The sequence below is a fragment of the Pseudomonas sp. ADAK7 genome, from assembly GCF_012935675.1.
Classification (GTDB): domain Bacteria; phylum Pseudomonadota; class Gammaproteobacteria; order Pseudomonadales; family Pseudomonadaceae; genus Aquipseudomonas.
Genome location: NZ_CP052861.1, coordinates 2,466,880 through 2,491,806 on the forward strand (window position 1 = coordinate 2,466,880; position 24,927 = coordinate 2,491,806).

A 24,927-nucleotide genomic window follows, 5' to 3' on the forward strand; every position below is an offset into this window, starting at 1 on the left:
TCAAGCATCGACGCCAATGTCACCTTAAAAGTCTTGAAGGGTTCCTACGCCCTGTCGCTGAATACGCAGCGACCACCAAAGCCTACCGATTGAACGCGCCGCGCACCAGTTCACCAAAACCGCCACAACTCGAAGGAAATTTCCGAAGACCTTGCCCAGAAATTTCGCTCAATCAAAAGGCGAACGTGGCACGAGCTTTCGATGAAGCCTGGCTCGATTCCCCACTCACCAAGTGGCCACTATCAATCCATATACGGACGTTGGTGATGACTTCACCCTCTGGGAGCACGTAGATCAACTACAGTTTGCTTTACCCATCTCCAAGGATCGCCATCTATGGCTGCGGATCAGGATCGTTTTTCACTCGCTTTTAGCTTTGTTCTTAACAACGGCACTGAGTTGTTTCCGGTGCGAATGAAGCGCAGGAGTACCGGAATGGTCGCCTATCGCATTTCACGTGGAGGGGCTGGCGGAAACACATTGGAGGCAAGCGAGGAAGTTGATGAAGCGACAATGATCCATAAGGTCCTGAACCTTGGCTTTGCCGTCCGATGCTCCTCGCTCGATGGGAATACCAAAGGCTTGTACAAATCAGATCAACGGTCTGTACGCGAAGTACGTCGAAAAAAAATCTATTAAATTAGGCGCTTCGGGACTTGCGAGCTTTCCAAAAAAAACAAGACCGGATTTATTTTTACTTGCTGACACGCCCAACTCGCCAAATACATATCAAACTGCCCCCTAAAGCCAAACATCTCGTCAGTTCACTGATTTTTAAACCCCAAGCAAGAATTGTTTAGTAATTGGTGACGACATCAGATATCGCTGGGATCAGGGAGCTATCGTTTCACAGACAAGATCCTGCGGCGTGCCGTCCCTGAATGGAACAATGCATCTTTTAATAAACTCAGGTGCGGGATCGAGAGGCATTATCTCAAACGTGAGTATCAACTTTCCTTCTTTGAATTCTCCTTTTTTCAGATCGACTTGGGTGAACCCGTCGAGAAAGCTTTTCCCGTCAATAGAGCACAGTTCTTTTTCTTTCAGTATTGTTCCCTTCCCCCCAGGCAGAAGCGATTGAACTCTGACGCAGGGAGAATCAAAGGATCGCAAATATCTGACGATGTATTTGTCTATCTTTCCCGCATCTGCTTGGTAAACTCGTTTGTATTCAAATTCGGCCGCTGCTGCAGATGACAGACAAACCAGACCCAGCACCATGTAAAGTATCGGATGTAAAATACGCATTACTGACTCTCCAGATAACGGGTTTTTTCGGAAAATCTATTCAAAAATTATTCAAAAATGGGACGGATTTATTTTATCTAACATAAATCCGTTCCCGATTTTTGCTTGGATACGGTTTAAATACCTCCGCACGCATTGATGGGTTTGCCACCCAGCTACACAGAAGACAAGCCTACAGAGAGAGGTAAACGGTTTCCCGACTACTTAATTTTGAACGCCCTTAATTTTTTCTAACCGCATAGCGTTACCCTGCCCGACTTGAGTAACACTCTCAGTTTCGATGGTCTGCACAACGCGACCCGTCTCATCCTTGGTGACCTGAACGGACTTGGTGTAAGTCCCTTGCACGCAGCCGCTCATTGGTAGCACCAGAGCACACAAAATCAGTCCAAAAATACGACTCATAAAAATTCCTTGTTTAATCTTAAGTGGTTTGTCGCGCGGAAAATCAATATCGTCCAGCGCTATGCCCTGCCCTTGGCCGAGAGCCAAGGGGACAGATTTTGCTCCTGAAATAGATAGGGTTCCTTCAACAAACGCTACCAACCAAAACTCAGATAACGCTACGCAAATTACGTCAGCAAAAGCCCTTCCACTATTTTCTTTATTTCAGAAGGTGCTTCCTCGAAACCATATTTACCAGCGTTCGCTTTAGTCGTATTAAACCCTAGCGAATAGCCATTGAAATCAAAGTAGTAATTATCAATCTTTCGCCTGCTGGGCTTATCTCTGGACAGCATCTCCAAAAGCACCTTGAGGTGAGTTCTAGTTAGCCAAAATCGTTGCGGTGAAGTGGGATTACAGTCGTACGTCAATTGCAGAATTAACCTAGCCAAATTACCCCCCAAGATAAAAAAATGGTTGCATACCGTTTGCCTGTAACGAGACGGAAGCTGCGTTTGGAAAACTTGGCCTAACGCCTGTTAGCTGCCTGGGTCTGACGTGTTGGATTGATTCACAGTGTGTGACTGGACTCCATCACGTCTTGATTTATGACCGCTTCAGAAACTCATCAATCACCGAAGTAACCTGCTGCTGAATCACCTCACGCGCCCTCCCACCCTCGCCATCCCCACAAATAATCCCGTCACCCGGCACCTCTTCTTCAAGCATCGCCACCGCCTCAGGTTTGCACACCGCCATAAAGCTGAAGTGGCTGGCGTCGCTAATCTCGACATAGCGCGTCGATGCTTTGGGCAAACGTTTAGCTAAATCAGCAGACTCCAACTCAGCCGGAAGGTCCTCAGACGGCACGCCCGCTGCGATCACCAGCGTTGGCACCGGCAACTTCACAAGGCTTTCATCGGTCATCCCCCGTGACAGGCCCAGGTCCAATGAAACAATGGCGCTGACGCGTTTGTCGCTCAGATCGCCAGCCAGTTGGGCCTTCGAGACCGGGGTGCTTGCGGGGTTCATCTGTTGGTAGACGGTGCAACTGGCCAACTTCGGTTGGGTGTTGCAGTCCTTGGTAAAGCGATCCGGGGCGAAACGAGCGCCGGCGATTTCCAGTACGGTCCAGCCGCCGAGTGAATGGCCCACGGCTGCAATTCGATGCTTGGCGACTACGCCAAATTTTTCCGGTTGAGCCGTGACCGCGTCTATGGCCCGGCTCAGGTCGGCGGGTCGTTGCCATAGTTGTGCGGCGGCTGGAGGGCTGCGGTCCTGACTGGTGGTGCCGGGGTGGTTGACCGCCGCGACGATGTAGCCCTTGTGGGCCAGTGCGCTGGCCAGCCATGTCTGGTTGATCCAGCTGCCGTTGTAACCGTGGGAGAGCACCACTAATGGGTGCTCGCCAGTGGCCGGCGGTGCGTTGGGCACGGCAAGGGCGCCGATGAACACTGGGTTGTCGCCGAACAACTGAGGTGTGGCGGTGGTTGTGCTGGGGTACCAGACAACCATCTCCAGCCGGCGCTCGTTTTGCGGGTCTGGCAGTGTCGAGGACTGGAAGCCGATGGGGTTATCGTCAGCGAATACGCTGGTGGTGAGGCAGGTTAGAACCAGGATGCCGAGAGCTTTTTTCATTGTTTTTTATCTTCCTTGAGTAGATTGATCCATCTGTACCTGAAATCTGTTTCAGATGATCGTTCCCATGCTCTGCGTGGGAATGCCTCCTGGGACGCTCTGCGTTCCAACCGCACCGCTGGTGTCGAGCCGGGCACCGATGTAACGCGGAGCGTCACGGGCTGCATTCCCACGCAGAGCGTGGGAACGATCAACTACTTCAGTGGGTTAAACGATGCTCAACGCCTTGAGAATCACCAGCGATTGCTCGGCAAAGGCTTGCGCCTGCTCGGTCAGTTCCGCGATGTTTTCTTCTGCGGTGGTCAGCGCCTTGCCGTCCTTGACCAGACCTTCGCCTTGTTCGCTGATGATGCTCCAGGCCAGTTGCGCCCATTCCGCCGGGTGTTTTTTGCCTTGTTTGATCGATATCAGGAACAACTGTTGGAACCGGCTGATCGGCACGCCGCCGCCCGTGACCGGGCTGGCCAGGACCTGGATTTTGTTGCTGAGCAGCGAGCGTTTGCATAGTTGCAGGTTGAGGGTGTTGCAGCGTGCCTGTACCAGCTTCTCGGCCGCTTCACTCTGGCACGGTGCCGCTGCGCTCATCCCGACCAATACGGTGACGGCCTGGAGCAGGTCGTCATAAGGCATCGAGGGTATGGCCGCTGACAACTGACGCAACGTTTTAGGGGCATAGGCGTTGGCTGCCAGCGCTTCGAGTACCGGGCCGTAGATCTCGGCCTGCAGTGACGCTTCGCCGGCCGGGCCTTTGACGGTGTCAGAGACGCTTTCTGCCGGTTGCAGCAGGACAAAACGTGTATTGAGCATCCCTTGGCGGTGTTCAGAGGCGGACAGTCGATTAGCACCGCGCAGGTACAGATCCCGGCGGAAATTCTGATTGACGAAGTAGTCACGCGCTTGTTCGCGCACGATCGGGTGATCGATGCCTTCCAGGAAGTCCATGCCTTCAGCGCTCAAGTTGAGCGGGTCTACCGTATCCAGTGGCACGGCCGTGGTGGCGAAGTCGAGTTTGGCTGGCGCCAGGGCATCGACCACGTCGGTGAAGTACATGCAGTTCCAGTCGCGGTTGAAGTATTCATGGGCGACGTACTGCCGATCCTGGCCTTTGATGCTCTGCAGCTTGGTGTTCAGGTTCGGTGCCGCACTGGCGTAGTTGGGGTTGGCCGCGAGCAGCGCTTCGGAAAATTGCAATGCAGCGTCGATGCGTTGGTCCGGGCTTTCGGAACGGTTTGTACCAAAACGGTCGTGCAGGCTGAACAGATGACGCAAGGGTGCCGAAGGCGACCAGCCGGGGAAGCAGTTGTAACTGATGTACAGCAAACCACCTGGCTTGAGGTGACGTCGGGCGAATTCGACGATCAATTTTTGGTTGTCGCGGCTGACCCAGGTCCAGATGCCGTGCAGGCTGATGCTGTCGAATTGCGGCAAATCATCTCGGGCCAGCAGTTGCTCGAAGCTGTCGTCATACAGCTTTGCATCGCTGTTCCAGGAGGTTGCCAGCGCATTGGCATGGGCTGCCTGGCCCGGATGGAAGTCAGTGCCCATCCAGGAGCCAGGATTGGCTGCGGCATGGATGTTGATCGAGACGCCCTGGCCAAAGCCCAATTCGCAGTGATAGCCGTCGGTTGTCTCCAGACTGGCAAAGCCGCGCAACAACAAGCAATAGCGCAGGAAGACTGGATTGATTTCCCGGCTATAGCTGTAGGTGTAGCCTTCGTCGGTGAAATATCCTTCGTTCCAGGCATCGCTCATGCTCATATCCTTTTACTTCGAAAGTGAAAGTGGCTTTTATAAGGGGTAGGCATTGGGTGCCACAAGGGGAAAGACGCGTACGAGTGTTTTTTCGCGGACGCTCGTCAGGCGCCACGTCTACTTATTGAACGATCATCGGATCACTGCGAAGCACTGTCGCTCGGCAACCCTTTCAACTTGATCTCCGCCAACGGATGCCCAGCCTTCAACGCAATCCGCCAAAACCGCGCCGCTTCCACCGGGTCCGGCGCTTTACTCGGCGTCCCCGCCAAACTGATCACGCCCACCTGATACGCCGCTTTGCCATCTCCCGCCAACGCCGCCAGGCGCAACAAGCGCACGCCTTCTTCACGCGCACCAAGGCCAACGCCGCGAAAGGTCAGGATGTGGCCATAGAAGCTTTGCGCGCCGACGTCGCCGAGGTTGGCCATGCGGGCGAATTGGCCTTCGAGCCATTTCCAGCCACGTGGCTGTTTCACGAACCATGACCAGTGAAACAGCCTGCGGGCCAACCAGTAGGAGGCCCGCGCCTTGAGTCGTAAAAACACTCAGGCCTCCGCGGATTCTGGGTACTCGTATTCGAACACTCGCACCACTTCCGAGGCATGCCACGAAGCGGCAGCGACGCCGTCGGAGGGACCGGAGAAACGGCCCAAGCGTTCGACGCATTCGAAGAAACCGGTGCGCGGCAGGCGGCTAGCGCCCTGGCTGATCACCAGTGAGCTGCGCAGTGGCTGCTCGGCCTTGGCGTCCAGGGCGGCGAGGTGTTCAAGGGCCGCGGTCAGGGTTTGCATGGCCGGGGTGGGCAATTGCAAACGCTCCAGCAGCGCTCGGTAAGTCAGAAGATGGCGCTGGCGGCGCGCCTGGTCCAGTTCACCCAACAACCCGTCCCAATGTTGACGACTGATGCGTACGCTCACGATTCATCCCTCCATCCTGGCACCGTCAATTCCCAGGCCAGGCTGCGGCGAATCGCTGCGTCGGGTTGACGCTCGCCACTTTCGATCAAGGCCAGATAAGACGGGCTGATGCCTACCGTGCGGGCCAGCGCCTCAATGGCGATGCCCTTCCCTTCGCGCAAACTGCGGAGTTGATCCAGACCCGGAAGAATCTGGTCTGCTGCGGCCGCCGGACGCTCTGGGGCGGCCCGTGGCGGTTGTTGCTCGATGCCTGCTGCTTTCAGTAGAGCCTGATACTGAGCCCATGGCACAACGGCATATTCGGGCTCGCCTTCGCGTGTGATTATCTGAATATCCATGACTTCCCCGTAGGACAACGACACTTAGCGAGTCGGCACTTTTCCCTTGAAGTGTAATCCTAACAGCGGCCAAGGTCGCGGGGGCATCAATCTAAGATGAAACTGCCATCACTCAATCATCTTTCGGGCCTTGAAGCTGAAGCTGCTCCGGGGTGTCGGGCAGGCGTTCGACCACGGCCAACTTCTCCGGCAACTGCCGATTGCGCCAGGCGCGGAAGGCATTGAGTTCGTCGTCGAGGGTTTTCATGACCCAGGCCAGCACGGCAATGTCGTCTAGCATGCCGAATACCGGGATGAAATCCGGGATGGCGTCCAGTGGGCTGAGGAAATACATCAGGCCGGCCACGACGGTGAGGATCGATTTGCGGCTGATGGCCCGGTACTCGCCACGCCAGTAGGCCAGGCACAAGGCCTGCAGCAGCCGCAGGTCATCCTTGAGTTTACCCAGGCGCCCACCTTCGCTGGCGCCTTTGCTGGCCACGGCGAACAGCAGGGTCGGCAATCGGCCTTTAGCCAGCAGGCGCCCGGCCAGTGGCAGGAATCGAGCGAAATTCCAGGGTGCTTTCATCTTTTCCTCCCGCTGAAATGTTATCCACACAAATTGTGGATAACCTTGTGAACAGAGCTGCATTTCACGGCTGAAAGCCCCGTTTCATAAGGGCTCAACTCAGATCGGGCGTTTTTTACTCACATAAAAAAACCCAAGATTTCATTGACTTGGCGCCCCGGTGTGGCTAGCACGGGCGTCCTCAATGGCTATGACTCCAGCCTACAGCATCCGTTCGCTTTCTTCGTACCTGGCCAAACCCCGGATACAACAACGCCCCGCATAATGCGAGGCGTTGTTTTTGCAGCAGACGACGTTACTTGGCGGCGTCTTGTTTCGCTGGATCTTTGATCGCCAGCAGCTCCAGGTCGAATACCAGCACCGAGTTGGCCGGGATTGCCGGGCTTGGGCTTTGCGCGCCGTAAGCCAGGTCGCTAGGAATGTACAGCTTGTACTTCTCGCCGACGTGCATCAGTTGCAGGCCTTCGACCCAACCTGGAATCACGCCGCTGACCGGCAGGTCAATCGGGCTACCGCGATCAACCGAGCTGTCAAAGGTGGTGCCGTTGGTCAGCTTGCCGGTGTAGTGAACAGTCACTACGTCGGTCGGCTTAGGCTGAGGACCATCCGCTTTTTTAACCACTTCATATTGCAGACCGGATGCAGTGGTCACTACACCGGCTTTCTTGGCGTTGTCTTCGAGGAATTTCTTGCCGGCGGATGCCGACTCTTCGCTCATTTTCGCCATGCGTTCTTCTGCACGCTTTTGCAGTGCTGCGAAGGCCTCGACCAGTTCGTCGTCCTTCAGCTTTTGTTCTTTCTTGCCGACGGCATCTTCGATGCCTTGAGCTACGGCCTTGGAATCCAGATCATCCATGCCTTCCTGAGCCAGGCTCTTGCCCATGTTCAGGCCAATCCCGTAGGAAGCTTTTTGCGCCGGGGTTTTCAGCTCTACGCTGGTCTGCGAATCACAACCCGCAAGTACCAGGCTTACCAGGGCCACCGCCGCCGCCAACCGATGCTGTTTCATGCTATTTCCTTGTTCATGCGCCTAAAGGGCAATCGAATAAAGCCGCGAGCTTATCAGGCGGCCACGACCAATGGCTACCGGCATGAGAGCAGGAAACTTCTGATAAGTTCAGGTCTTTTAAAGCATTTCGGGAATGGGCTGGATGAAGTTTCTGTCATCTTGCTCCCACGGACACGGATGCCTGTTCCTACAACACTTGGCGTAATGGCCACTTGCCTTCCCTTAAGGAGCTGAGGCATAAGAGAGCCATAAATCGACAAGGACGTTTATCTTGCGCCTCTTACTCCGCTTACTGGTTCTGATCGCCGTATTGCTGGGGCTTGGCCTCGCCGTGGTTCTGTACTACGTGGCCAACCCCAAACTGCCGGCCTACTCCCCCGCGCAACAGGTGCATTACCTGGAGCAGTGGAGCGCCGCCGACCGTCAGACTTACTACTTCACGCCCCAGGGCACCCAGGTCAAAGGCTTGCGTTACGACTGGTTCGAGGCGCTGGAGCTGCCGTTCTCGCAACGGCGCTTCGCCGCCCCGGAATACCTGGCGCGCTTTGGTTTCCTGATTGATCCTGCCCAGAAAGCCACGCCGAACAACCCCGGCAACCTGCCGGTGGGTTTCGCCCGGCACCAGAACCCGGGCAGCCAGGATCAGTTCCTTGATATCACCTGCGCCGCCTGCCACACCGGCGAACTGCGCTTCAACGGCCAGGCCGTGCGGATTGATGGCGGCTCGGCGCAGCATGTGTTGCCCTCCAGTGTGCCGACCCTGCGCGGCGGCAGTTTTGGCCAGGCATTGGTGGCCAGCCTTGCCTCGACCTACTACAACCCGTGGAAATTCGAACGCTTCGCACGCAATGTATTGGGCGCGGACTACGACGCTCGGCATCAAGTCCTACGCGAAGACTTCAAAAGCTCACTCGATACGTTCTTGAAAGTCGCCTGGAACGATACCCATCGCGGGCTCTACCCCACCGAAGAAGGCCCCGGCCGTACCGACGCGTTCGGACGCATCGCCAATGCCAGCTTCGGCGATGCAATTTCGCCGGATAACTATCGCGTGGCCAACGCCCCGGTGGACTACCCGCAGCTATGGGACATCTGGACCTTCGACTGGGTGCAGTGGAACGGCTCGGCGCAGCAACCGATGGCGCGCAATATCGGCGAGGCGCTGGGTGTCGGCGCGACGCTGAATTTCTTCGACGCCAGCGGCCAGCCGCTCAAAGGCGAGGCACGCTACCCGTCCAGCGTCCGTGTTCGCGACCTGAACCTGATCGAAGAAACCCTGCAACGGCTCAAGCCGCCCGCCTGGCCGGAAGCGCTGCTGGGCAGCGTCGACAAACCCCTGGCCGTCCAGGGGCGCGCGCTGTTTGCCGAGAACTGCGCCAGTTGCCATGTTCCCCGAGTGACGCCAGTCAACGGGCGCGCAGTGCAACAACTCAAATTGCTGCCAGTCGCCGCAATTGGCACCGACCCCACCGCAGCCAACAACATTGCCGACCATCGCTTCGACCTGACGGCGTTGCAGTGGGATCCGGCGGAACTCGGGCAACTCGACGTTCAACTGCATCCCAAACCGACCGAACCGCTGGACCTGAGCAAACTCTCGGTGGCCAAGGGATTGGCCTACGTCACGGCATTCGTTGGGAACCGCGCTTATCGCGAAGCCAAGGTCACCCCGGCCGAACGACCGGACCTGGATGGCTTCGGCCTGCCCATTGGTGTCCAGGAACTGCGCGCCTACAAGGCCCGGCCACTGGCGGGCGTGTGGGCGACGGCGCCATTCCTGCACAACGGTTCGGTGCCGAGCATTTATCAATTGCTCTCGCCCCAGGACGAACGCGCCACCACCTTCTACAAAGGCACTTTTGAATACGACCCCAAACACCTGGGCTATCGCACCGAAGCCTTCGCCAATGGCTTCGTGTTCGACACGCGCATCACCGGCAATCACAACAGCGGCCACGAATTCCGCGCCGGTGAGCGCGGCAACGGCGTCATCGGCCGCTTGCTGCAACCGCAGGAACGCTGGGCGCTGCTGGAATACCTGAAAGTCTTGGGCGGTCCGCTGGAAGCGCAACTGCCATGACCCAGACCGTTATTAAAAGGACTTACTTATGCTGAACACGCTCTGGCTGCGCCTCGGCGCCTTCCTTGCCAAGACCCTGCTTTGGTTGCTCGGCCTCGGACTGCTCGGGTGGGCGCTGGCCACCGCATGGTTTGCCTGGCAGCACAGCGGCGCGGTCTCCGCCGATGAACAGATCCCGGACGGTGAGTCGGCGATGACCCAGGACATCATCCAGACCGCCGTGCGCATCGTCGATCAACACCGCGAAAGCACTCGTTACCTGCGCGATGCCCACGCCAAGGCCCATGGTTGCGTGAAGGCTCAAGTTCAGGTGTTGCCAGAGCTGGCAGCGGAATTGCGTCAAGGGGTGTTCAGCGAGCCCGGCAAAACCTGGCAAGCGACCGTTCGCTTTTCCAATGGCAACGCTTACCCGCAATTTGACAGCTTCCGCGATGCGAGGGGCATGGCCATCAAGTTGCTCGATGTACCCGGTCAACAATTGCTGGCGGATCAGGCGGCTCGCCACGAACAGGACTTCGTGATGTTCAGTCATCCGAATTTCTTTGTCAGCGATGTCGCCGAGTACCGTCAGAATGTGGCTGCCCAGGCTGACGGCAAAACGGCGATGGCGTTCTTTCCAGGCTGGGACCCGCGCACGTGGCAGGTTCGCCATCTGTTTATCGCCCTGGCGACGCTCTCCCCTGCTCCAGAAAGCCCGACCCGGACTACCTACTTTTCGGTTTCGCCCTACAAGTTCGGTGGCGACAATGCCAAGTTCCGCGTCATGCCCGACCCGGGAAGCTGCCAGGCCTACGTCCTGCCCAAGCAAAATCAGGATTTGCCGAATTTCCTGCGCAGCGCGCTGAATCAGCAGCTGTCCACCGACCGGATGCCGGCGTGTTTCGTATTGCAGATCCAGCGCCAGGATGCGAACAAATACATGCCGATCGAAGACACCAGCATTGAGTGGCGTGAACGTGATGCGCCATTCGAAACCGTGGCGCGGATCAACGTGCCTGCGCAGGATTTCGATACCCCGGCGCTGAATCTGCAATGCGACAATCAGTCGTTCAACCCATGGTTCGGTCTGGAAGCGCACCGCCCGATTGGTGGCATCAATCGCCTGCGTAAAGCCGTGTACGAAGCGGTCAGCGACTACCGGCATAGTCGTAACGCCGAGCAATAAAACCCTAGTCCGGAAGAACCCGCCCGGCTGTCGGCCAGCCTTCGCCGGGGAGTTGAACTTTCAACTCGCCCGCCGCTGCGAGCAGATCGATAAACGCCTCGGGCAACAGCTGCCCGTCGGCCAGCGCCTGTTCGATTTCACTATGGCCCGTTGTCGGCGAGGTCAGCCGGGCGATCAGCGTTCTTAACTTGTCAGTCTGCGTGCTGTGAAAACTCAGCAATGCACCGCCCGGTGTCGACAGGAACAAACAAAGCCCGGGGGCGACCAACAATCGATCCAGACCGACCCGCATATCTCGCGGCGAGAAAAACTGTTCATACATTTCACTTTCGCTGGGCGGCGCTGGTTTGGGCGTCATCGAGTGATACACGGCAAAAACCCTGAAACCCTCAGGCAGCGCGGGCTTCAGGGTGTAATCCCTGGGGAAGATCGACTCTCGATTGAAGGCCGCGTAATCGCAGGCAAACGGTTCGGTGGCGACATACTGATCAGCCTGACGATGCTTGAGGATAAACCCTGCAAACACCGCGTCGCCCATTCCCATGATTCGGGCATGGGCATACAGGGCCGCCTCCCGCGCGCTGTCGCAGACAGGGCCGCACACCGGCTGCTCGGACACTGCGGGCTCACTCGTAACCTGCACCTCCCAGCCCACCGCCACGCGCCCTCTGGTTTTCCAGACATCCCCGGGCATGACGACACGCAGATCACCACTCGCGGCGACCAGGGCGATCAACTGACTGGTCAACAGACTGCCGCGAATATGCGCCTGCTCAAGTATTCCGGGCCACCCACGTGCATCCCGCTGAAGAATCGGGTGCAACGCTCTCTCGGCATCGGAATCGCTGGAAATGTACATCACCAGTGCCCCTCCATTACCGGAGAGATAAAAACGTGGATAGTTGTGACGATAGGTGATGGCGGACGCGAGGTCGCTTACGGAAAAGAAACTGTCGCGAAGCCCGTGCTCCCTTGGCGATTCATTTCGCATCCCCGACGTCACCCAATGCGAGTGGTACATCCCCGCGATGGAATACCCCTTGGGAGGGACGAAGTCACCCTTCTCATCCAGCGCCAGCACTTGCGCCGGGTCGAATGCATAGGATTCGCCGCGTTCCGGGTGCGTGGCAAAGAAATGACCGACGGCATTTTTCAGGATGAAGCCGCCGTATTCGCGATCCCGGCGATTGCTCAACTGCTCATGAACAAAGACGGCTGCGTCATCGGCGCTGATATAGGCACGACTCAGGGAGGGCACTTCAGGTAAAAAAGGTAATTCGGTGTCCATGGGATAGGCGCTCTCGAATAGATGGAAACCTATTGTTCGAGAGATCGACGACCGGTTGGCACTACATAGATATAGGCCGTGGCCCGAAGAGAGGTTGCTGGAAACTCAAATCCCGGACAGCAAAAAGCCCGCGTTATGCGGGCTTTCTGTGTGGTGACCTGGCGTTCAGCGTTCCAGGTTACCGAATATGGCGCAGCGGACGGGACTCGAACCCGCGACCCCCGGCGTGACAGGCCGGTATTCTAACCGACTGAACTACCGCTGCGCGTAGCATTGAAAGTAATGGTGGGTGATGACGGGATCGAACCGCCGACATTCTGCTTGTAAGGCAGACGCTCTCCCAGCTGAGCTAATCACCCAGTACCTTCGTTACGGGGCGCATTATGCCACATGTTTTCGTAAAGTGTTGATTTAATTGAATATTTTTTCAAATAAATCCGAAAACCGGTGAAACGACACATCCCGCAGGAACAACAGACAGAAAAAAACCCGCGTGAGCGGGCTTTTCCGTGGTGACCTGGCGTTCAGCATTCCAGATTACCGAATATGGCGCAGCGGACGGGACTCGAACCCGCGACCCCCGGCGTGACAGGCCGGTATTCTAACCGACTGAACTACCGCTGCGCGTAACACTAAGAACGAATGGTGGGTGATGACGGGATCGAACCGCCGACATTCTGCTTGTAAGGCAGACGCTCTCCCAGCTGAGCTAATCACCCTTCGTTTCGGTGTGGCGCGCATTCTACGGAGCACCCCCACCTCTGGCAAGCACTTTTTTAATTAATTTATTCAGGCCTTCCAAAGGCTTAGAGAAGGGTTGGCCTATGGCGCCGCGAAGAGAATAATGCCCCCCTTTGTATAAAGGAGAGACTCGCCCCATGTGGTTCAAAAACCTGCTTATCTATCGCCTGACCCAAGATCTGCCTTTTGATGCCGAGGCGTTGGAAACTGCACTGGCGACCAAACTGGCCCGTCCATGTGCAAGCCAGGAGTTGACCACCTACGGTTTCGTCGCGCCATTTGGCAAAGGCGAAGATGCTCCACTGGCGCACGTCAGCGGCGACTTCCTGCTGATCGCCGCCCGTAAAGAAGAACGCATTCTGCCGGGCAGCGTCGTGCGCGACGCGGTCAAGGAAAAGGTCGAAGAGATCGAAGCCACGCAAATGCGCAAGGTCTATAAGAAGGAACGCGACCAGATCAAGGATGAAATCATCCTGGCGTTCCTGCCGCGCGCCTTTATCCGTCGCTCGTCGACCTTCGCCGCCATCGCGCCGAAACAAGGCCTGATCCTGGTCAACTCGGCCAGCCCGAAACGTGCCGAAGACCTGCTGTCGACCCTGCGTGAAGTGATCGGTTCGCTGCCGGTACGTCCGCTGACCGTGAAAATGGCCCCGACCGCCACCATGACTGACTGGGTCAAAACCCAGAAAGCCGCGGACGACTTCTTTGTGCTGGACGAGTGCGAACTGCGCGACACCCACGAAGACGGCGGCATCGTACGTTGCAAGCGTCAGGACCTGACCAGCGAAGAAATCCAGCTGCACCTGAGCACCGGCAAAGTGGTGACTCAGTTGTCCCTGGCCTGGCAGGACAAATTGTCGTTCATGCTCGACGACAAAATGACCGTCAAACGCCTGAAGTTCGAAGACTTGCTGCAAGACCAGGCGGAACAGGACGGCGGTGACGAAGCCCTGGGCCAACTGGACGCCAGCTTCACCCTGATGATGCTGACCTTCGGCGACTTCCTGCCGGCGCTGGTTGAAGCGTTGGGTGGCGAAGAGACTCCGCAGGGCATCTGACAGCCTTGAAGGGCGCCTGCCTTGATGGGTGGGTGCCTGTAAAAAAGATCGCAGCCTTCGGCAGCGTCTACAGGAAACGTATTCCAAAGTAGGCGCTGCCGAAGGCTGCGATCTTTTTACAGGCCACGTATGCTTAGCTCCCTAACGCTTTCATACAATAAGGAACAGGCCATGCGTGCCCTCGCCGCTTTAAGCCGCTTTGTCGGCAACACCTTCGCTTACTGGGTACTGATTTTCGCCGTCCTGGCGTTCCTCGAACCGACATGGTTCGTTGGCCTCAAAGGCGCGATCGTGCCGCTGCTGGGGCTGGTGATGTTCGGCATGGGCCTGACCCTCAAACTCGAAGACTTCGCTGAAGTCGCTCGCCATCCATGGCGCGTGGCGTTGGGCGTGGTCGCGCATTTCGTGATCATGCCGGGAATGGCGTGGTTGCTCTGCCAGGTGTTTCACCTGCCGCCGGAAATCGCCGTCGGCGTGATCCTGGTTGGCTGCTGCCCGAGCGGCACTTCGTCCAATGTGATGACCTGGCTGGCTCGCGGCGATCTGGCGCTGTCGGTGGCCATCGCCGCCGTCACCACCCTCCTCGCTCCGCTGCTGACTCCGGCGCTGATCTGGCTGCTGGCCTCGGCGTGGTTGCCGGTGTCGTTCATGGAGTTGTTCTGGTCAATCCTGCAGGTGGTGCTGCTGCCGATCGTGCTCGGCGTGGTGGCGCAACGGCTGCTGGGCAATAAGGTGCGCCACGCGGTAGAAGTGTTGCCGCTGGTGTCGGTGGTCAGCATCGTGATCATCGTTGCCGCCGTGGTCGCGGCCAGTCAGGCGAAGATCGCCGAGTCCGGCCTGTTGATCATGGCGGTGGTGATGCTGCACAACAGCTTCGGCTACTTGCTGGGTTACTTCACCGGGCGCCTGTTCAAGCTGCCGCTGCCTCAGCGCAAGTCCCTGGCACTGGAAGTCGGCATGCAGAACTCCGGTTTGGGCGCCGCGCTGGCCAGTGCGCACTTCTCGCCACTGGCAGCGGTGCCGAGCGCGTTGTTCAGTGTGTGGCACAACATTTCCGGGGCGCTGCTTTCGACGTATTTCCGCCGCATGAGCGAAAAAGAAGATCGGGAAATAGCGGCGCGCCAGGCGACTGAATAAGCGGCAAACTTGATCCCCGGATTAATGATGGGCACTCTATGGCGCAACGCGAGGACGACCTCGCGGCTCGATCGAGTCATTAATCTGGGGACGACCCCGTCAATCGATGGAGGTCTCTCATGTCCTGGATCATTCTGTTTTTCGCCGGCCTGTTCGAAGTCGGCTGGGCCGTTGGCCTGAAATACACCGACGGCTTCAGCCGCCCGCTCCCCACTGCACTCACCGTAGCCGCCATGGCCATCAGCCTCGGCTTGCTCGGCCTTGCCATGAAGGAATTGCCGCTGGGCACGGCCTATGCGATCTGGACCGGCGTAGGAGCGGTGGGCACGGTGATTGCCGGGATCATTCTGTTTGGTGAATCCATGGCGTTGTTTCGACTGGCCAGTGTGGCGTTGATTATTGCCGGGTTGGTTGGGCTCAAGATTAGCGCCTAGGTCACTGACGCCATCGCGAGCAAGGCTTGCCCGCGATGGCACCCTCAAAATCACCGACTATCTGACTGCCCCGCGCAACTCTCCCACCAATACCTGCAATTTCGCTGGCTCCGCCACCTCAACCGCCACCGCCGGCCCCGCCACCAACGTCACCCGCGACCACAACCGGCGGAACAAGCCCTTGGCCGGATCGCGACTGAAGAAACTCCCCCACAACCCTTGCAGCGCCAGCGGAATCACCGGCACCGGTGTCTCTTCGAGAATCCGCGTCAGCCCGCCCCGGAACTCATTGATCTCACCGTCAGCGGTCAACTTGCCTTCGGGGAAGATGCACACCAGCTCACCGTCCTTCAGATACTGGGCAATCCGCTTGAAGGCCTTTTCGTAGATCTGAATGTCTTCCTGGCGTCCGGCGATAGGAATTGTCCCGGCGGTGCGGAAGATAAAGTTCAGCACCGGCAGGTTGTAGATTTTGTAGTACATGACAAAGCGAATCGGCCGACGCACCGCGCCGCCAATCAGCAACGCATCGACGAACGACACGTGGTTGCACACCAGCAACGCCGCGCCTTCATCGGGAATCAGGTCGAGGTTGCGATGCTCCACGCGGTACATGGAATGGCTGAGCAGCCAGATCATGAAACGCATGCTGAACTCGGGAACGATGCTGAAGATGTAGGCGTTGACGCCGATGTTCAGCAGCGACACCACCAGGAACAGCTGCGGTATCGACAGTTTCACCATGCTCAGCAGCACGATCGAAACAATCGCCGACACCACCATGAACAGCGCGTTGAGGATATTGTTGGCGGCAATCACCCGTGCCCGCTCGTTCTCGGCGGTGCGCGACTGAATCAGTGCATACAGCGGCACGATGTAAAAACCACCGAAAACGCCGAGCCCGAGGATGTCGATCAGCACCAGCCAGGTGTGGCCAAAGCCAAGGACTTCGATCCAGCCATGGCCGGTCACGCTGTCCGGAATGCCGCCGGAATGCCACCACAGCAGCAAGCCAAACACCGTCAGGCCAAACGAACCGAACGGTACCAGGCCGATTTCGACTTTACGCCCGGACAGCTTCTCGCAAAGCATCGAACCGAGGGCAATACCGACCGAGAACACAGTGAGGATCAGCGTCACCACGGTTTCGTCGCCGTGCATCCATTCCTTGGCGTAGGCCGGGATCTGCGTCAGGTAAATCGCCCCGACAAACCAGAACCACGAGTTGCCGACAATCGAACGCGACACCGCCGGCGTCTGCCCCAGGCCCAGCTTCAAGGTGGCCCAGGACTGGGTAAAAATGTTCCAGTTCAAGCGCATCTCAGGCGATGCCGCCGCCGCACGCGGAATGCTGCGGCTGGCCAGGTAACCGAGGACCGCGATACCGACAATCGCCGTGGAAACCAGGGCCGCGTAATGCCCGGACGACATCATGATCCCGGCGCCAATGGTCCCGGCCAGAATCGCCAGGAACGTGCCCATTTCCACCAGGCCGTTGCCACCCACCAATTCTTCTTCACGCAAGGCCTGGGGCAGGATCGAATACTTCACCGGCCCGAACAGCGCCGAGTGGGTGCCCATGGCGAACAGCGCCACCAGCATCAGCGACAGGTGATCGAACAGGAAGCCGACCGCGCCCACCGCCATGATGGCGATTTCCCCCAGCTTGATCAGACGGATCAGCGCGTCCTTGGCGAATTTTTCCCCGAATTGCCCGGCCAGGGCCGAGAACAGGAAAAACGGCAGGATGAACAGCAGCGCGCACAGGTTGACCCAGATCGAGCGGTCACCGTCGATGGTCAATTTGTACAGAATGGCGAGGATCAGCGACTGCTTGAAGATGTTGTCGTTGAACGCCCCAAGCGACTGGGTCACGAAAAACGGCAGGAAACGCCGGGTGCGAAGCAAGGTGAACTGTGAGGGGTGACTCATCTTCCGTGTTTCCCTGATGTTGGGTAGAGAGTGGCGTGGAGACTGCTATTGGAATGTCGAACGCCGATCCAGGCCACACATTACCTAATCTTTGCAGGTTATTTCTTTAATCCTGCGATACACGGCGAGACAAATAGCTCACCACGCCAGGCGCCCTGTACGGTTCGCTTGCCGACAATCAGCCACATCACCGCCAGCAACGCCACCAACACGCAGCCAAACATGCTGAAGAAAGTCAGGTTCAAGGTGCTCGCCAATTTCAGCGTGGCCAGAGAATAGACGCCCAGCGGGAACGTAAAACCCCACCAGCCGAGGTTGAACGGAATGCCGGCGCGCAGGTAACGCACGGTGATCAGCACCGCGATCAGCATCCACCACAGCCCAAAGCCCCACAGCGTGATCCCGGCCACCAGCCCCAGCCCGGCGGCGATTTCGCCGATACCGGGCAAACCGTTGGCAGCGAAGATCGCCGGAGCATCGGCGCCCAGCAGCAACATGCCCAGCGCGCCGGTGCCAATCGGCCCGAGGGCCAGCCAACTGGAAGCGGCCATGTTTTCGTGGGGCAACTTATGCAGGGCCATGCGCAGCAACAGAATGGTCAGAATGCTGAACGCTACCGGCAGGGAAAAGGCCCAAAGCACGTAGCTGGTCACCAGCACTACCAGTTGCGAATGGGCCTCGGCCAAGTGCGGCGCCAACAGACCACCGCTGGCGGCGGCCACTTCCGCGGCCACGACGGGCAACAGCCAGACGGCGGTCATCTGGTCGATGCTGTGTTCCTGGCGGGTAAACATCATGTACGGAATCAGCACGCCACAGGCCAGGGACATCGCCACATCCAGCCACCAAAGCACTTCGGCGACTTGAATCACCCCATCGCCCCAGCGCGGCAAACCGAACACCAGAAAGCCGTTAATGATGGTCGCCAGGCCCATGGGAATCGTGCCGAAAAACATCGAGACCGTGGAGTGCCCGAAAATCCGCCGCGCCTCATCGAAGAACAGCACCCAACGCGCGGCGTACAGCCCGGTGAACAGCACAAACAGAACGATATTGAACAGCCACAAACCCTCGGCGACTGCGTGCAGTCCGGGAATGGCCACCGGCAATTGCGCCAGCGCCAGCGCCAGCACGCCAGTGCCCATGGTGGCGGCGAACCAGTTCGGGGTGAACTGGCGAATCGCTTCCAAAGGGCGAGGAAGAAGACTTAAAGGTTTGTAACCGGGCTTGGCAGCATTGGGGCAGATCATGGCGAACTCCTGTCCTCTGATGAGGTAGAGCCCATGGTAGAACCGAATCGAATATCTATATAACGGGTAATATCTCTAACTGTTATCTGTTTTGTAGATATACGTCAAACACTGCCTTCTGATTCGATCACCAATATCCGCGCCGCGCCCAGCGGATGCGCCACATGCTCGGTGCCCACCGAGGCATAAAAAATATCGCCGACGTCCAGTAAGGTCTGCTGTTCGACGCCTGCTTCGCGGTAGTGCATCTGCACCTGCCCATCAAGCACCACGAACACTTCCTGACCATCGTTGACGTGCCATTTGTACGGCTGATCGGTCCAGTGCAAACGGGTAGTGATGCCGTTCATGTTGGCGATGTCCAGCGCGCCCCAGGCACGTTCGGCGGTAAAAGATTTGCTGCGGATGATCTTCATGGGACGGTCCGTCGAATGGGTGGCTGCGCCAAGGCTAACGATCATCCGGCATCGGCGCTACAGCCTTTCACTGCACGCTGGCGCATCAATCCCAGCAACGCACCCACAGCCAGGACAATCAGCACTGCGCCATAACCGTCGGTGGTCGCGATCAGCCCGAAGGTGCGGGTCAGACTCCCCGCCAGCAACGACGGCAAGCAAAACGCCAAGTAGCTCAGCACATAAAACGCCGACATCAACCCGGCCCGTTCATGGGGCAGGGCCAGCGGCACAAGGCTGCGCACGGCACCGAGGAAACCGGCGCCGAAACCGCAACCGGCCACCAATGTGCCGATGAAAAACAGCGACAGGCTGGCGCTGTGCACGGCCGTCAGAATCAACACAATACCGGCGGGCAGCAAACCGGCGCCGAGGCGCAGCACCTTGTCCGCCGGGCGATTGCGCAAGGTGTAGATCATCAGCGCGCCGGTCACCGTCAATGCCGCGACCGTCGAGCCGCCGATCAGGTTCGAGGTCGAGCCGGTGGCCGTGCGCACCAGCGACGGCGCCAACGAGGCGAAGAAGCCACCCAGCGCCCACACCGCGGTGTTGATCGGCAGCACCGACCACAACGTGCGCCGCGCCTGTACTGGCACATGCAGGGTCGGGCGCAGCGAGGCCCAGGCGCCCGGTTGCACACTGACGCTTTCCGGCAGACGCCAGACGTACAGCGCCTGCATCACGAATAGCGCCAGCAATACCCAAAAGGTCAGTTGCAACGGCAGCGGCGCGAACTCGGCCAACAAGCCGCAACCCATCGCCCCAATGGCCATGCCCAGCAACGGCGCCACGCTATTGATCAGCGGCCCTTGCTGACGATCGGTATCCAGCAGCGCGGCACTTAATACGGCTGTGGCCATTCCGGTGGCGAAGCCCTGAAGCACACGGGCACTGATCAGCCAAGTGACGCTGTCGGCGTTGATAAACAGCAACATCGCCAGCATGTTCAGCAGGATCGCTGTGAAGATCACCGGTTTACGGCCGAGGAAATCCGAGAGCGAACCGACGGTCAGCAGCGCTACGAGCAAGCTCAGGGCGTACACGCCGAAGATCAGGGTCAGGGTCGCTGCCGAGAACTGCAACTGTTCCTGATACAAGTGATACAACGGCGTCGGCGCCGTGGAAGCGGCGAGAAAGCTGAGTAAAGTGATCGCCAGGAACCACAGGCTTACTCGGTTTGACGTTGGGTAAGACATTGGCATCCTCCGCAAAAGCTAAGTTTTTGCTTTTGCGGAGTGTGCTACTCACTAGCGCTTAAAGCAAATTCTTTGTGTTAAGGTCCGCCGCATGGCTATTAAAGAAGGTTTACGCCCAGGTGGCAGAAGTGCCCGGGTGCAAGAGTCGGTTCACTCGGCAGTCCGTGCTCTCCTCGAAGAGCAGGACCGCGCGAGCGTGACCGTGCCGCAAATCGCGACGCGCGCGGGGGTGACGCCGTCGACGATTTATCGGCGCTGGGGCGATCTGTCGGTGTTGCTGGCGGACGTCGCCCTCGCCCGCATGCGCCCGGAGAGCGAGCCGGCCAACACCGGCAGCCTGCGCGGCGATCTGCGCGCCTGGGCCGAGCAATACCTGGACGAAATGAGTTCAGAGCCCGGCCGCAACATGCTGCGCGACGTGCAATGCAGCATCACGCCGGGCTTTTGCGCGACGATTATTGGCGGGCAGTTGCAGACCATTCTGGATCGCTACCCTGACCAGCCGCTGCCGAGCGTCGATCGGCTGATCAACCTGATCGCGGCGCCGACGGTGTTTCGCATCCTGTTCTCGACGGCGGCGCTGGAGGTCGAGGAATTGCATCGGTTGATCGAGATTGCGCTGAGTCAGTGACGACGCCTTTTCTGTAGGAGCAAGGCTTGCCCGCGAAGGGCCGGCAAAGGCACAAACGATCCAACACAAACTCCCTGCGACACCCCGCCGCGCCTCGACCTTGGTCGACACTGACGAACCCCCGCCATCGTGCGAGACTGTCTATCCGGGCCGGATCCCGGGTGTCTTTTGCCGGGAGTTTCCATGTCGCTGTCCAGCGGGCTGATCGCCGCCGTTGCCCTGGCCTATATGGCCATCATGTTCGCCATCGCCTTCTACGGCGACCGTCGCAGCACGCCGTTGCCGCCGCGAGTGCGCGCGTGGGTGTACAGCCTGTCGCTGGCCGTCTATTGCACCAGTTGGACGTTCTTTGGTGCCGTGGGCCAGGCCGCTGAGCAACTCTGGTCATTCCTGCCGATCTACCTCGGGCCGATCCTGCTGCTAGTGTGTGCGCCGTGGGTCCTGCAAAAAATGGTGATGATCAGCAAACAGGAGAACATCACCTCCATCGCCGACTTTATCGCCGCGCGCTATGGCAAGTCGCAGTCACTGGCGGTGGTGGTGGCGCTGATCTGCCTGGTCGGCGTGTTGCCCTACATCGCGCTGCAACTCAAGGGCATCGTGCTCGGGGTGAACCTGCTGATCGGCGCCGGAGCCGACGCCATGGGCACGCGCGCCCAGGATACGGCGCTGATCGTGTCGCTGGTGCTGGCGCTGTTCACCATTGTCTTCGGTACGCGCAACCTCGACGCCACCGAACACCACCGCGGCATGGTGCTGGCGATTGCGTTCGAATCGCTGGTCAAGCTGTTCGCGTTTCTCGCGGTCGGTGCGTTCGTGACCTACGGTTTGTACGACGGTTTCGATGACTTGTTCGACCAAGCGATGCTTGCCCCGCGCCTGGAAGAGTATTGGAAGGAAACCATCAACTGGCCGTCGATGGTGGTGCAGACCGGCGTCGCGATGATGGCGATCATCTGCCTGCCCCGGCAGTTCCACGTCACGGTGGTGGAGAACATCGAGCCCCAGGACCTGCGCCTGGCCAAGTGGGTGTTCCCGGCCTACCTCGCGTTGGCCGCACTGTTTGTAGTCCCGATCGCCCTGGCCGGTCAGATGTTGCTACCGAGTTCGGTACTCCCGGATTCCTTCGTCATCAGCCTGCCGCTGGCCCAATCGCACCCGGCGCTGGCGATGTTGGCGTTTATCGGCGGCGCTTCAGCGGCCACCGGCATGGTGATCGTGGCCAGCGTGGCGCTGTCGACCATGGTTTCCAACGACATGCTGTTGCCGTGGTTGCTGCGCCGTAACAATGCCGAGCGTCCGTTCGAAGTGTTCCGCCAGTGGATGCTGTCGGTGCGTCGAGTCACCATCGTGGTGATTTTGCTGCTGGCCTACGTCAGTTATCGCCTGCTCGGCTCGACTGCCAGCCTGGCGACCATCGGCCAGATCGCCTTCGCCGCCGTGACCCAACTGGCCCCGGCGATGCTCGGCGCGCTGTACTGGAAACAGGCGAACCGTCGCGGCGTTTTTGCCGGCCTCGCGGCCGGGACGTTCCTCTGGTTCTACACCTTGATTCTGCCGATTGCCGCCCACAGCCTCGGCCTGTCCCTGAGCACGTTCCCGGGGCTGGCCTGGTTGCACAGCAACCCGCTTAAATTGCCGCTGACCCCGCTGACCCAAGGCGTGGTGTTGTCGCTGGCCGCCAACTTCACGTTGTTCGCCTGGGTCTCGGTGCTGTCGCGCACGCGGGTTTCCGAGCACTGGCAGGCCGGTCGCTTCATTGGCCAGGAAATCAGCGCCCGGCCCAGCGCGCGCTCGATGCTGTCGGTGCAAATCGATGATTTGTTGCAACTGGCCGCGCGTTTTGTCGGTGAAGAACGCGCCCGCCAAAGCTTTATCCGCTTCGCCTATCGCCAGGGCAAAGGCTTTAACCCGAACCAGAACGCCGACGGTGAATGGATCGCGCATACCGAACGTTTGCTGGCCGGTGTGCTCGGCGCTTCTTCGACGCGCGCTGTCGTAAAAGCTGCCATTGAAGGCCGGGAAATGCAGCTTGAGGACGTGGTCCGCATCGCCGACGAAGCATCGGAAGTGTTGCAGTTCAACCGCGCGCTGCTGCAAGGGGCGATCGAAAACATCACCCAGGGCATCAGCGTGGTCGACCAGTCGCTCAAACTGGTGGCGTGGAACCGGCGTTATCTGGAGCTGTTCAATTACCCGGACGGCTTGATCAGCGTCGGCCGGCCGATTGCCGACATCATTCGCTACAACGCCGAGCGCGGGTTGTGTGGCCCTGGCGAAGCCGAAGTGCACGTCGCCCGCCGTCTGCACTGGATGCGTCAGGGCCGTGCCCACACCTCTGAGCGATTGTTCCCCAATGGGCGGGTGATCGAGCTGATTGGCAACCCGATGCCCGGCGGTGGTTTCGTCATGAGTTTCACCGACATCACTGCGTTCCGCGAAGCCGAGCAGGCGCTGACCGAGGCCAACGAAGGCCTGGAGCAACGGGTGACCGCGCGCACCCACGAACTCTCGCAACTCAACGTCGCCCTGACCGAAGCCAAGGGCACCGCCGAATCGGCCAACCAGTCGAAAACCCGTTTTCTGGCGGCGGTCAGCCATGACCTGATGCAGCCGCTGAACGCCGCGCGACTGTTCTCCGCCGCCCTGACCCATCAGGACGACGGCTTGTCCGGCGAGGCGCAGAAACTGATTCATCACCTGGACAGTTCGTTGCGTTCGGCCGAGGACTTGATCAGCGACTTGCTGGATATTTCCCGCCTGGAAAACGGCAAGATCAACCCCGATCCCAAGCCGTTCGTGCTCAATGAACTGTTCGATATCCTCGGCGCTGAATTCAAGGCACAGGCGCAGGAACAAGGCCTGAAGTTCCGCCTGCGCGGCAGCACCTTGCGGGTCAATAGCGACATCAAGTTGTTGCGGCGAATCCTGCAAAACTTCCTGACCAATGCCTTCCGTTATGCCAAGGGCCCGGTGCTGCTGGGGGTTCGGCGGCGCAACGGTGAACTGTGCCTGGAAGTCTGGGACCGTGGCCCCGGGATTCCTGAAGATAAACGGCAAGTGATTTTCGAAGAATTCAAACGCCTCGACAGCCACCAGACCCGCGCCGAGAAAGGCCTGGGCCTGGGCCTGGCGATCGCCGACGGCTTGTGCCGGGTGCTCGGCCATACCTTGCAGGTGCGCTCCTGGCCGGGGCACGGCAGCGTATTCAGCGTCACGGTGCCGCTGGCCCGGGCGCAGACGGTGGTGCCGAACACCGTGGTCGAACTCAACGGTAAATTGCCGACGGGTGCGCAGGTGCTGTGCATCGACAATGAAGACAGCATTTTGATTGGCATGAACAGTCTGTTGACCCGCTGGGGCTGCCAGGTCTGGACCGCGCGTAATCGCGAGGAGTGTGCGGCGTTGCTCGGCGACGGGATGCGTCCGCAGTTGGCGTTGGTGGATTACCACCTGGACGATGGCGAAACCGGGACTGAGTTGATGGCGTGGCTGCGCACGCGATTGGGTGAGCCGGTACCGGGGGTGGTGATCAGTGCCGATGGGCGGCCGGAGACGGTGGCGCAGGTGCATGCGGCGGGGTTGGATTATCTGGCCAAACCGGTGAAGCCGGCGGCGTTACGGGCGTTGTTGAGTCGGCATTTGCCGTTGTAACCCAGATCGTTCCCACGCTCTGCGTGGGAACGCCGCCATGGACGCTCCG

The 24,927-nt window shown here is 58.9% G+C and carries 22 protein-coding genes and 4 tRNA genes; 8 read left to right on the forward strand and 18 right to left on the reverse strand.

Annotated elements, in window-relative coordinates; translation table 11 throughout:
• Nucleotides 1–336 precede the first annotated feature (336 nt).
• Entirely contained in the window at nt 337–639 is a 303-nt protein-coding gene (locus HKK53_RS11495; RefSeq protein WP_169370920.1) for a hypothetical protein, read from the forward strand.
• A 192-nt stretch (nt 640–831) separates the two neighbouring features.
• Here HKK53_RS11495 and HKK53_RS11500 read toward each other — a convergent pair whose 3' ends face one another.
• The 9 genes from HKK53_RS11500 to HKK53_RS11540 form a co-directional block, all read right to left on the reverse strand.
• Nucleotides 832–1,248: a hypothetical protein gene (locus HKK53_RS11500; RefSeq protein ID WP_169370921.1), complete on the reverse strand. Its 417-nt coding sequence runs from the start codon at nt 1,246–1,248 to the stop codon at nt 832–834.
• A gap of 204 nt (nt 1,249–1,452) precedes the next feature.
• Nucleotides 1,453–1,653: a hypothetical protein gene (locus tag HKK53_RS32870; RefSeq protein WP_169374229.1), complete on the reverse strand. Its 201-nt coding sequence runs from the start codon at nt 1,651–1,653 to the stop codon at nt 1,453–1,455.
• 585 nt (nt 1,654–2,238) lie between these two features.
• Complete coding sequence (locus HKK53_RS11510; protein WP_169370922.1) at nt 2,239–3,270, reverse strand: alpha/beta hydrolase family protein; 1,032 nt, start codon at nt 3,268–3,270, stop codon at nt 2,239–2,241.
• 207 nt (nt 3,271–3,477) lie between these two features.
• The gene (locus HKK53_RS11515) at nt 3,478–5,022 is read right to left on the reverse strand and encodes a class I SAM-dependent methyltransferase (RefSeq protein WP_169370923.1); all 1,545 of its coding nucleotides are present in this window, start codon (nt 5,020–5,022) and stop codon (nt 3,478–3,480) included.
• Between the two features lie 140 nt (nt 5,023–5,162).
• Complete coding sequence (locus HKK53_RS11520; protein WP_169370924.1) at nt 5,163–5,570, reverse strand: sel1 repeat family protein; 408 nt, start codon at nt 5,568–5,570, stop codon at nt 5,163–5,165.
• Nucleotides 5,571–5,942, reverse strand: a complete 372-nt coding sequence (locus HKK53_RS11525; RefSeq protein ID WP_003223109.1) for a hypothetical protein — start codon at nt 5,940–5,942, stop codon at nt 5,571–5,573.
• On the reverse strand, nt 5,939–6,280 hold the full coding sequence (locus HKK53_RS11530; RefSeq protein WP_149656921.1) for a helix-turn-helix domain-containing protein: 342 nt from the start codon (nt 6,278–6,280) through the stop codon (nt 5,939–5,941). The genes HKK53_RS11525 and HKK53_RS11530 overlap by 4 nt, the downstream gene beginning before the upstream one ends.
• 112 nt (nt 6,281–6,392) lie before the next feature.
• Nucleotides 6,393–6,848 (reverse strand): YkvA family protein, encoded by a 456-nt coding sequence (locus tag HKK53_RS11535; protein ID WP_169370925.1) that lies wholly within the window; start codon nt 6,846–6,848, stop codon nt 6,393–6,395.
• A gap of 295 nt (nt 6,849–7,143) precedes the next feature.
• Nucleotides 7,144–7,857 carry an FKBP-type peptidyl-prolyl cis-trans isomerase gene (locus HKK53_RS11540; protein WP_169370926.1) on the reverse strand — a complete coding sequence of 238 codons (714 nt, stop codon included), beginning with the start codon at nt 7,855–7,857 and terminating at the stop codon, nt 7,144–7,146.
• Nucleotides 7,858–8,128: 271 nt separating this feature from the next.
• Between HKK53_RS11540 and HKK53_RS11545 the strand changes: the two genes are divergently transcribed.
• Nucleotides 8,129–9,937: a di-heme-cytochrome C peroxidase gene (locus HKK53_RS11545; protein ID WP_169370927.1), complete on the forward strand. Its 1,809-nt coding sequence runs from the start codon at nt 8,129–8,131 to the stop codon at nt 9,935–9,937.
• 28 nt (nt 9,938–9,965) lie between these two features.
• Nucleotides 9,966–11,102, forward strand: coding sequence for a catalase family protein (locus HKK53_RS11550; RefSeq protein WP_169370928.1), 1,137 nt, complete (start codon nt 9,966–9,968; stop codon nt 11,100–11,102).
• 4 nt (nt 11,103–11,106) lie between these two features.
• Here HKK53_RS11550 and HKK53_RS11555 read toward each other — a convergent pair whose 3' ends face one another.
• The 5 genes from HKK53_RS11555 to HKK53_RS11575 all read right to left on the reverse strand — a co-directional run bounded on the left by HKK53_RS11555 (nt 11,107) and on the right by HKK53_RS11575 (nt 13,109).
• Nucleotides 11,107–12,390: a DUF4329 domain-containing protein gene (locus tag HKK53_RS11555; protein WP_169370929.1), complete on the reverse strand. Its 1,284-nt coding sequence runs from the start codon at nt 12,388–12,390 to the stop codon at nt 11,107–11,109.
• Between the two features lie 188 nt (nt 12,391–12,578).
• Nucleotides 12,579–12,655 (reverse strand) — tRNA-Asp (locus HKK53_RS11560).
• An 18-nt stretch (nt 12,656–12,673) separates the two neighbouring features.
• A tRNA-Val gene (locus tag HKK53_RS11565) sits at nt 12,674–12,749 on the reverse strand.
• Between the two features lie 188 nt (nt 12,750–12,937).
• Nucleotides 12,938–13,014 (reverse strand) — tRNA-Asp (locus HKK53_RS11570).
• 19 nt (nt 13,015–13,033) lie between these two features.
• Nucleotides 13,034–13,109, reverse strand: a tRNA-Val gene (locus HKK53_RS11575).
• Between the two features lie 159 nt (nt 13,110–13,268).
• Here HKK53_RS11575 and rdgC point away from each other — a divergent pair.
• The 3 genes from rdgC (at nt 13,269) to sugE (ending at nt 15,760) form a co-directional block, all read left to right on the forward strand.
• Complete coding sequence (gene rdgC, locus HKK53_RS11580) at nt 13,269–14,189, forward strand: recombination-associated protein RdgC (protein WP_169370930.1); 921 nt, start codon at nt 13,269–13,271, stop codon at nt 14,187–14,189.
• A gap of 171 nt (nt 14,190–14,360) precedes the next feature.
• Nucleotides 14,361–15,326 carry a bile acid:sodium symporter family protein gene (locus tag HKK53_RS11585; RefSeq protein WP_169370931.1) on the forward strand — a complete coding sequence of 322 codons (966 nt, stop codon included), beginning with the start codon at nt 14,361–14,363 and terminating at the stop codon, nt 15,324–15,326.
• A gap of 119 nt (nt 15,327–15,445) precedes the next feature.
• On the forward strand, nt 15,446–15,760 hold the full coding sequence (sugE, locus tag HKK53_RS11590) for a quaternary ammonium compound efflux SMR transporter SugE (protein WP_123599434.1): 315 nt from the start codon (nt 15,446–15,448) through the stop codon (nt 15,758–15,760).
• A gap of 57 nt (nt 15,761–15,817) precedes the next feature.
• Here the strand turns inward: sugE and HKK53_RS11595 are convergent, their stop codons facing one another.
• The 4 genes from HKK53_RS11595 to HKK53_RS11610 form a co-directional block, all read right to left on the reverse strand.
• Nucleotides 15,818–17,692, reverse strand: a complete 1,875-nt coding sequence (locus HKK53_RS11595) for an MFS transporter (protein WP_169370932.1) — start codon at nt 17,690–17,692, stop codon at nt 15,818–15,820.
• Between the two features lie 98 nt (nt 17,693–17,790).
• A complete protein-coding gene (locus tag HKK53_RS11600; RefSeq protein ID WP_169370933.1) occupies nt 17,791–18,942 on the reverse strand; it encodes a TDT family transporter in 1,152 nt (383 codons plus the stop codon).
• A 104-nt stretch (nt 18,943–19,046) separates the two neighbouring features.
• The gene (locus tag HKK53_RS11605) at nt 19,047–19,358 is read right to left on the reverse strand and encodes a cupin (RefSeq protein ID WP_169370934.1); all 312 of its coding nucleotides are present in this window, start codon (nt 19,356–19,358) and stop codon (nt 19,047–19,049) included.
• 41 nt (nt 19,359–19,399) lie between these two features.
• Nucleotides 19,400–20,593 (reverse strand): MFS transporter, encoded by a 1,194-nt coding sequence (locus HKK53_RS11610; RefSeq protein ID WP_169370935.1) that lies wholly within the window; start codon nt 20,591–20,593, stop codon nt 19,400–19,402.
• Nucleotides 20,594–20,684: 91 nt separating this feature from the next.
• On the opposite strand from HKK53_RS11610, the gene HKK53_RS11615 reads away from it, so the two are divergent.
• Both HKK53_RS11615 and HKK53_RS11620 read left to right on the forward strand, forming a co-directional pair.
• Nucleotides 20,685–21,224, forward strand: a complete 540-nt coding sequence (locus tag HKK53_RS11615) for a TetR/AcrR family transcriptional regulator (RefSeq protein ID WP_169370936.1) — start codon at nt 20,685–20,687, stop codon at nt 21,222–21,224.
• Between the two features lie 183 nt (nt 21,225–21,407).
• Nucleotides 21,408–24,878 carry a hybrid sensor histidine kinase/response regulator gene (locus HKK53_RS11620; protein WP_169370937.1) on the forward strand — a complete coding sequence of 1,157 codons (3,471 nt, stop codon included), beginning with the start codon at nt 21,408–21,410 and terminating at the stop codon, nt 24,876–24,878.
• Nucleotides 24,879–24,927: the final 49 nt, after the last annotated feature.

Bases quoted from the DNA above. Each gene is read 5' to 3' on its own strand.
- HKK53_RS11550 (WP_169370928.1), top strand. From the start codon at position 9,966: ATGCTGAACACGCTCTGGCTGCGCCTCGGCGCCTTCCTTGCCAAGACC.
- HKK53_RS11555 (WP_169370929.1), bottom strand. From the start codon at position 12,390: ATGGACACCGAATTACCTTTTTTACCTGAAGTGCCCTCCCTGAGTCGT.
- HKK53_RS11535 (WP_169370925.1), bottom strand. From the start codon at position 6,848: ATGAAAGCACCCTGGAATTTCGCTCGATTCCTGCCACTGGCCGGGCGC.
- HKK53_RS32870 (WP_169374229.1), bottom strand. From the start codon at position 1,653: ATGAGTCGTATTTTTGGACTGATTTTGTGTGCTCTGGTGCTACCAATG.
- HKK53_RS11595 (WP_169370932.1), bottom strand. From the start codon at position 17,692: ATGAGTCACCCCTCACAGTTCACCTTGCTTCGCACCCGGCGTTTCCTG.
- HKK53_RS11500 (WP_169370921.1), bottom strand. From the start codon at position 1,248: ATGCGTATTTTACATCCGATACTTTACATGGTGCTGGGTCTGGTTTGT.
- HKK53_RS11610 (WP_169370935.1), bottom strand. From the start codon at position 20,593: ATGTCTTACCCAACGTCAAACCGAGTAAGCCTGTGGTTCCTGGCGATC.
- HKK53_RS11510 (WP_169370922.1), bottom strand. From the start codon at position 3,270: ATGAAAAAAGCTCTCGGCATCCTGGTTCTAACCTGCCTCACCACCAGC.
- HKK53_RS11530 (WP_149656921.1), bottom strand. From the start codon at position 6,280: ATGGATATTCAGATAATCACACGCGAAGGCGAGCCCGAATATGCCGTT.
- HKK53_RS11615 (WP_169370936.1), top strand. From the start codon at position 20,685: ATGGCTATTAAAGAAGGTTTACGCCCAGGTGGCAGAAGTGCCCGGGTG.
- HKK53_RS11515 (WP_169370923.1), bottom strand. From the start codon at position 5,022: ATGAGCGATGCCTGGAACGAAGGATATTTCACCGACGAAGGCTACACC.
- sugE (WP_123599434.1), top strand. From the start codon at position 15,446: ATGTCCTGGATCATTCTGTTTTTCGCCGGCCTGTTCGAAGTCGGCTGG.
- HKK53_RS11605 (WP_169370934.1), bottom strand. From the start codon at position 19,358: ATGAAGATCATCCGCAGCAAATCTTTTACCGCCGAACGTGCCTGGGGC.
- HKK53_RS11585 (WP_169370931.1), top strand. From the start codon at position 14,361: ATGCGTGCCCTCGCCGCTTTAAGCCGCTTTGTCGGCAACACCTTCGCT.
- HKK53_RS11540 (WP_169370926.1), bottom strand. From the start codon at position 7,857: ATGAAACAGCATCGGTTGGCGGCGGCGGTGGCCCTGGTAAGCCTGGTA.
- HKK53_RS11620 (WP_169370937.1), top strand. From the start codon at position 21,408: ATGTCGCTGTCCAGCGGGCTGATCGCCGCCGTTGCCCTGGCCTATATG.
- HKK53_RS11600 (WP_169370933.1), bottom strand. From the start codon at position 18,942: ATGATCTGCCCCAATGCTGCCAAGCCCGGTTACAAACCTTTAAGTCTT.
- HKK53_RS11495 (WP_169370920.1), top strand. From the start codon at position 337: ATGGCTGCGGATCAGGATCGTTTTTCACTCGCTTTTAGCTTTGTTCTT.
- rdgC (WP_169370930.1), top strand. From the start codon at position 13,269: ATGTGGTTCAAAAACCTGCTTATCTATCGCCTGACCCAAGATCTGCCT.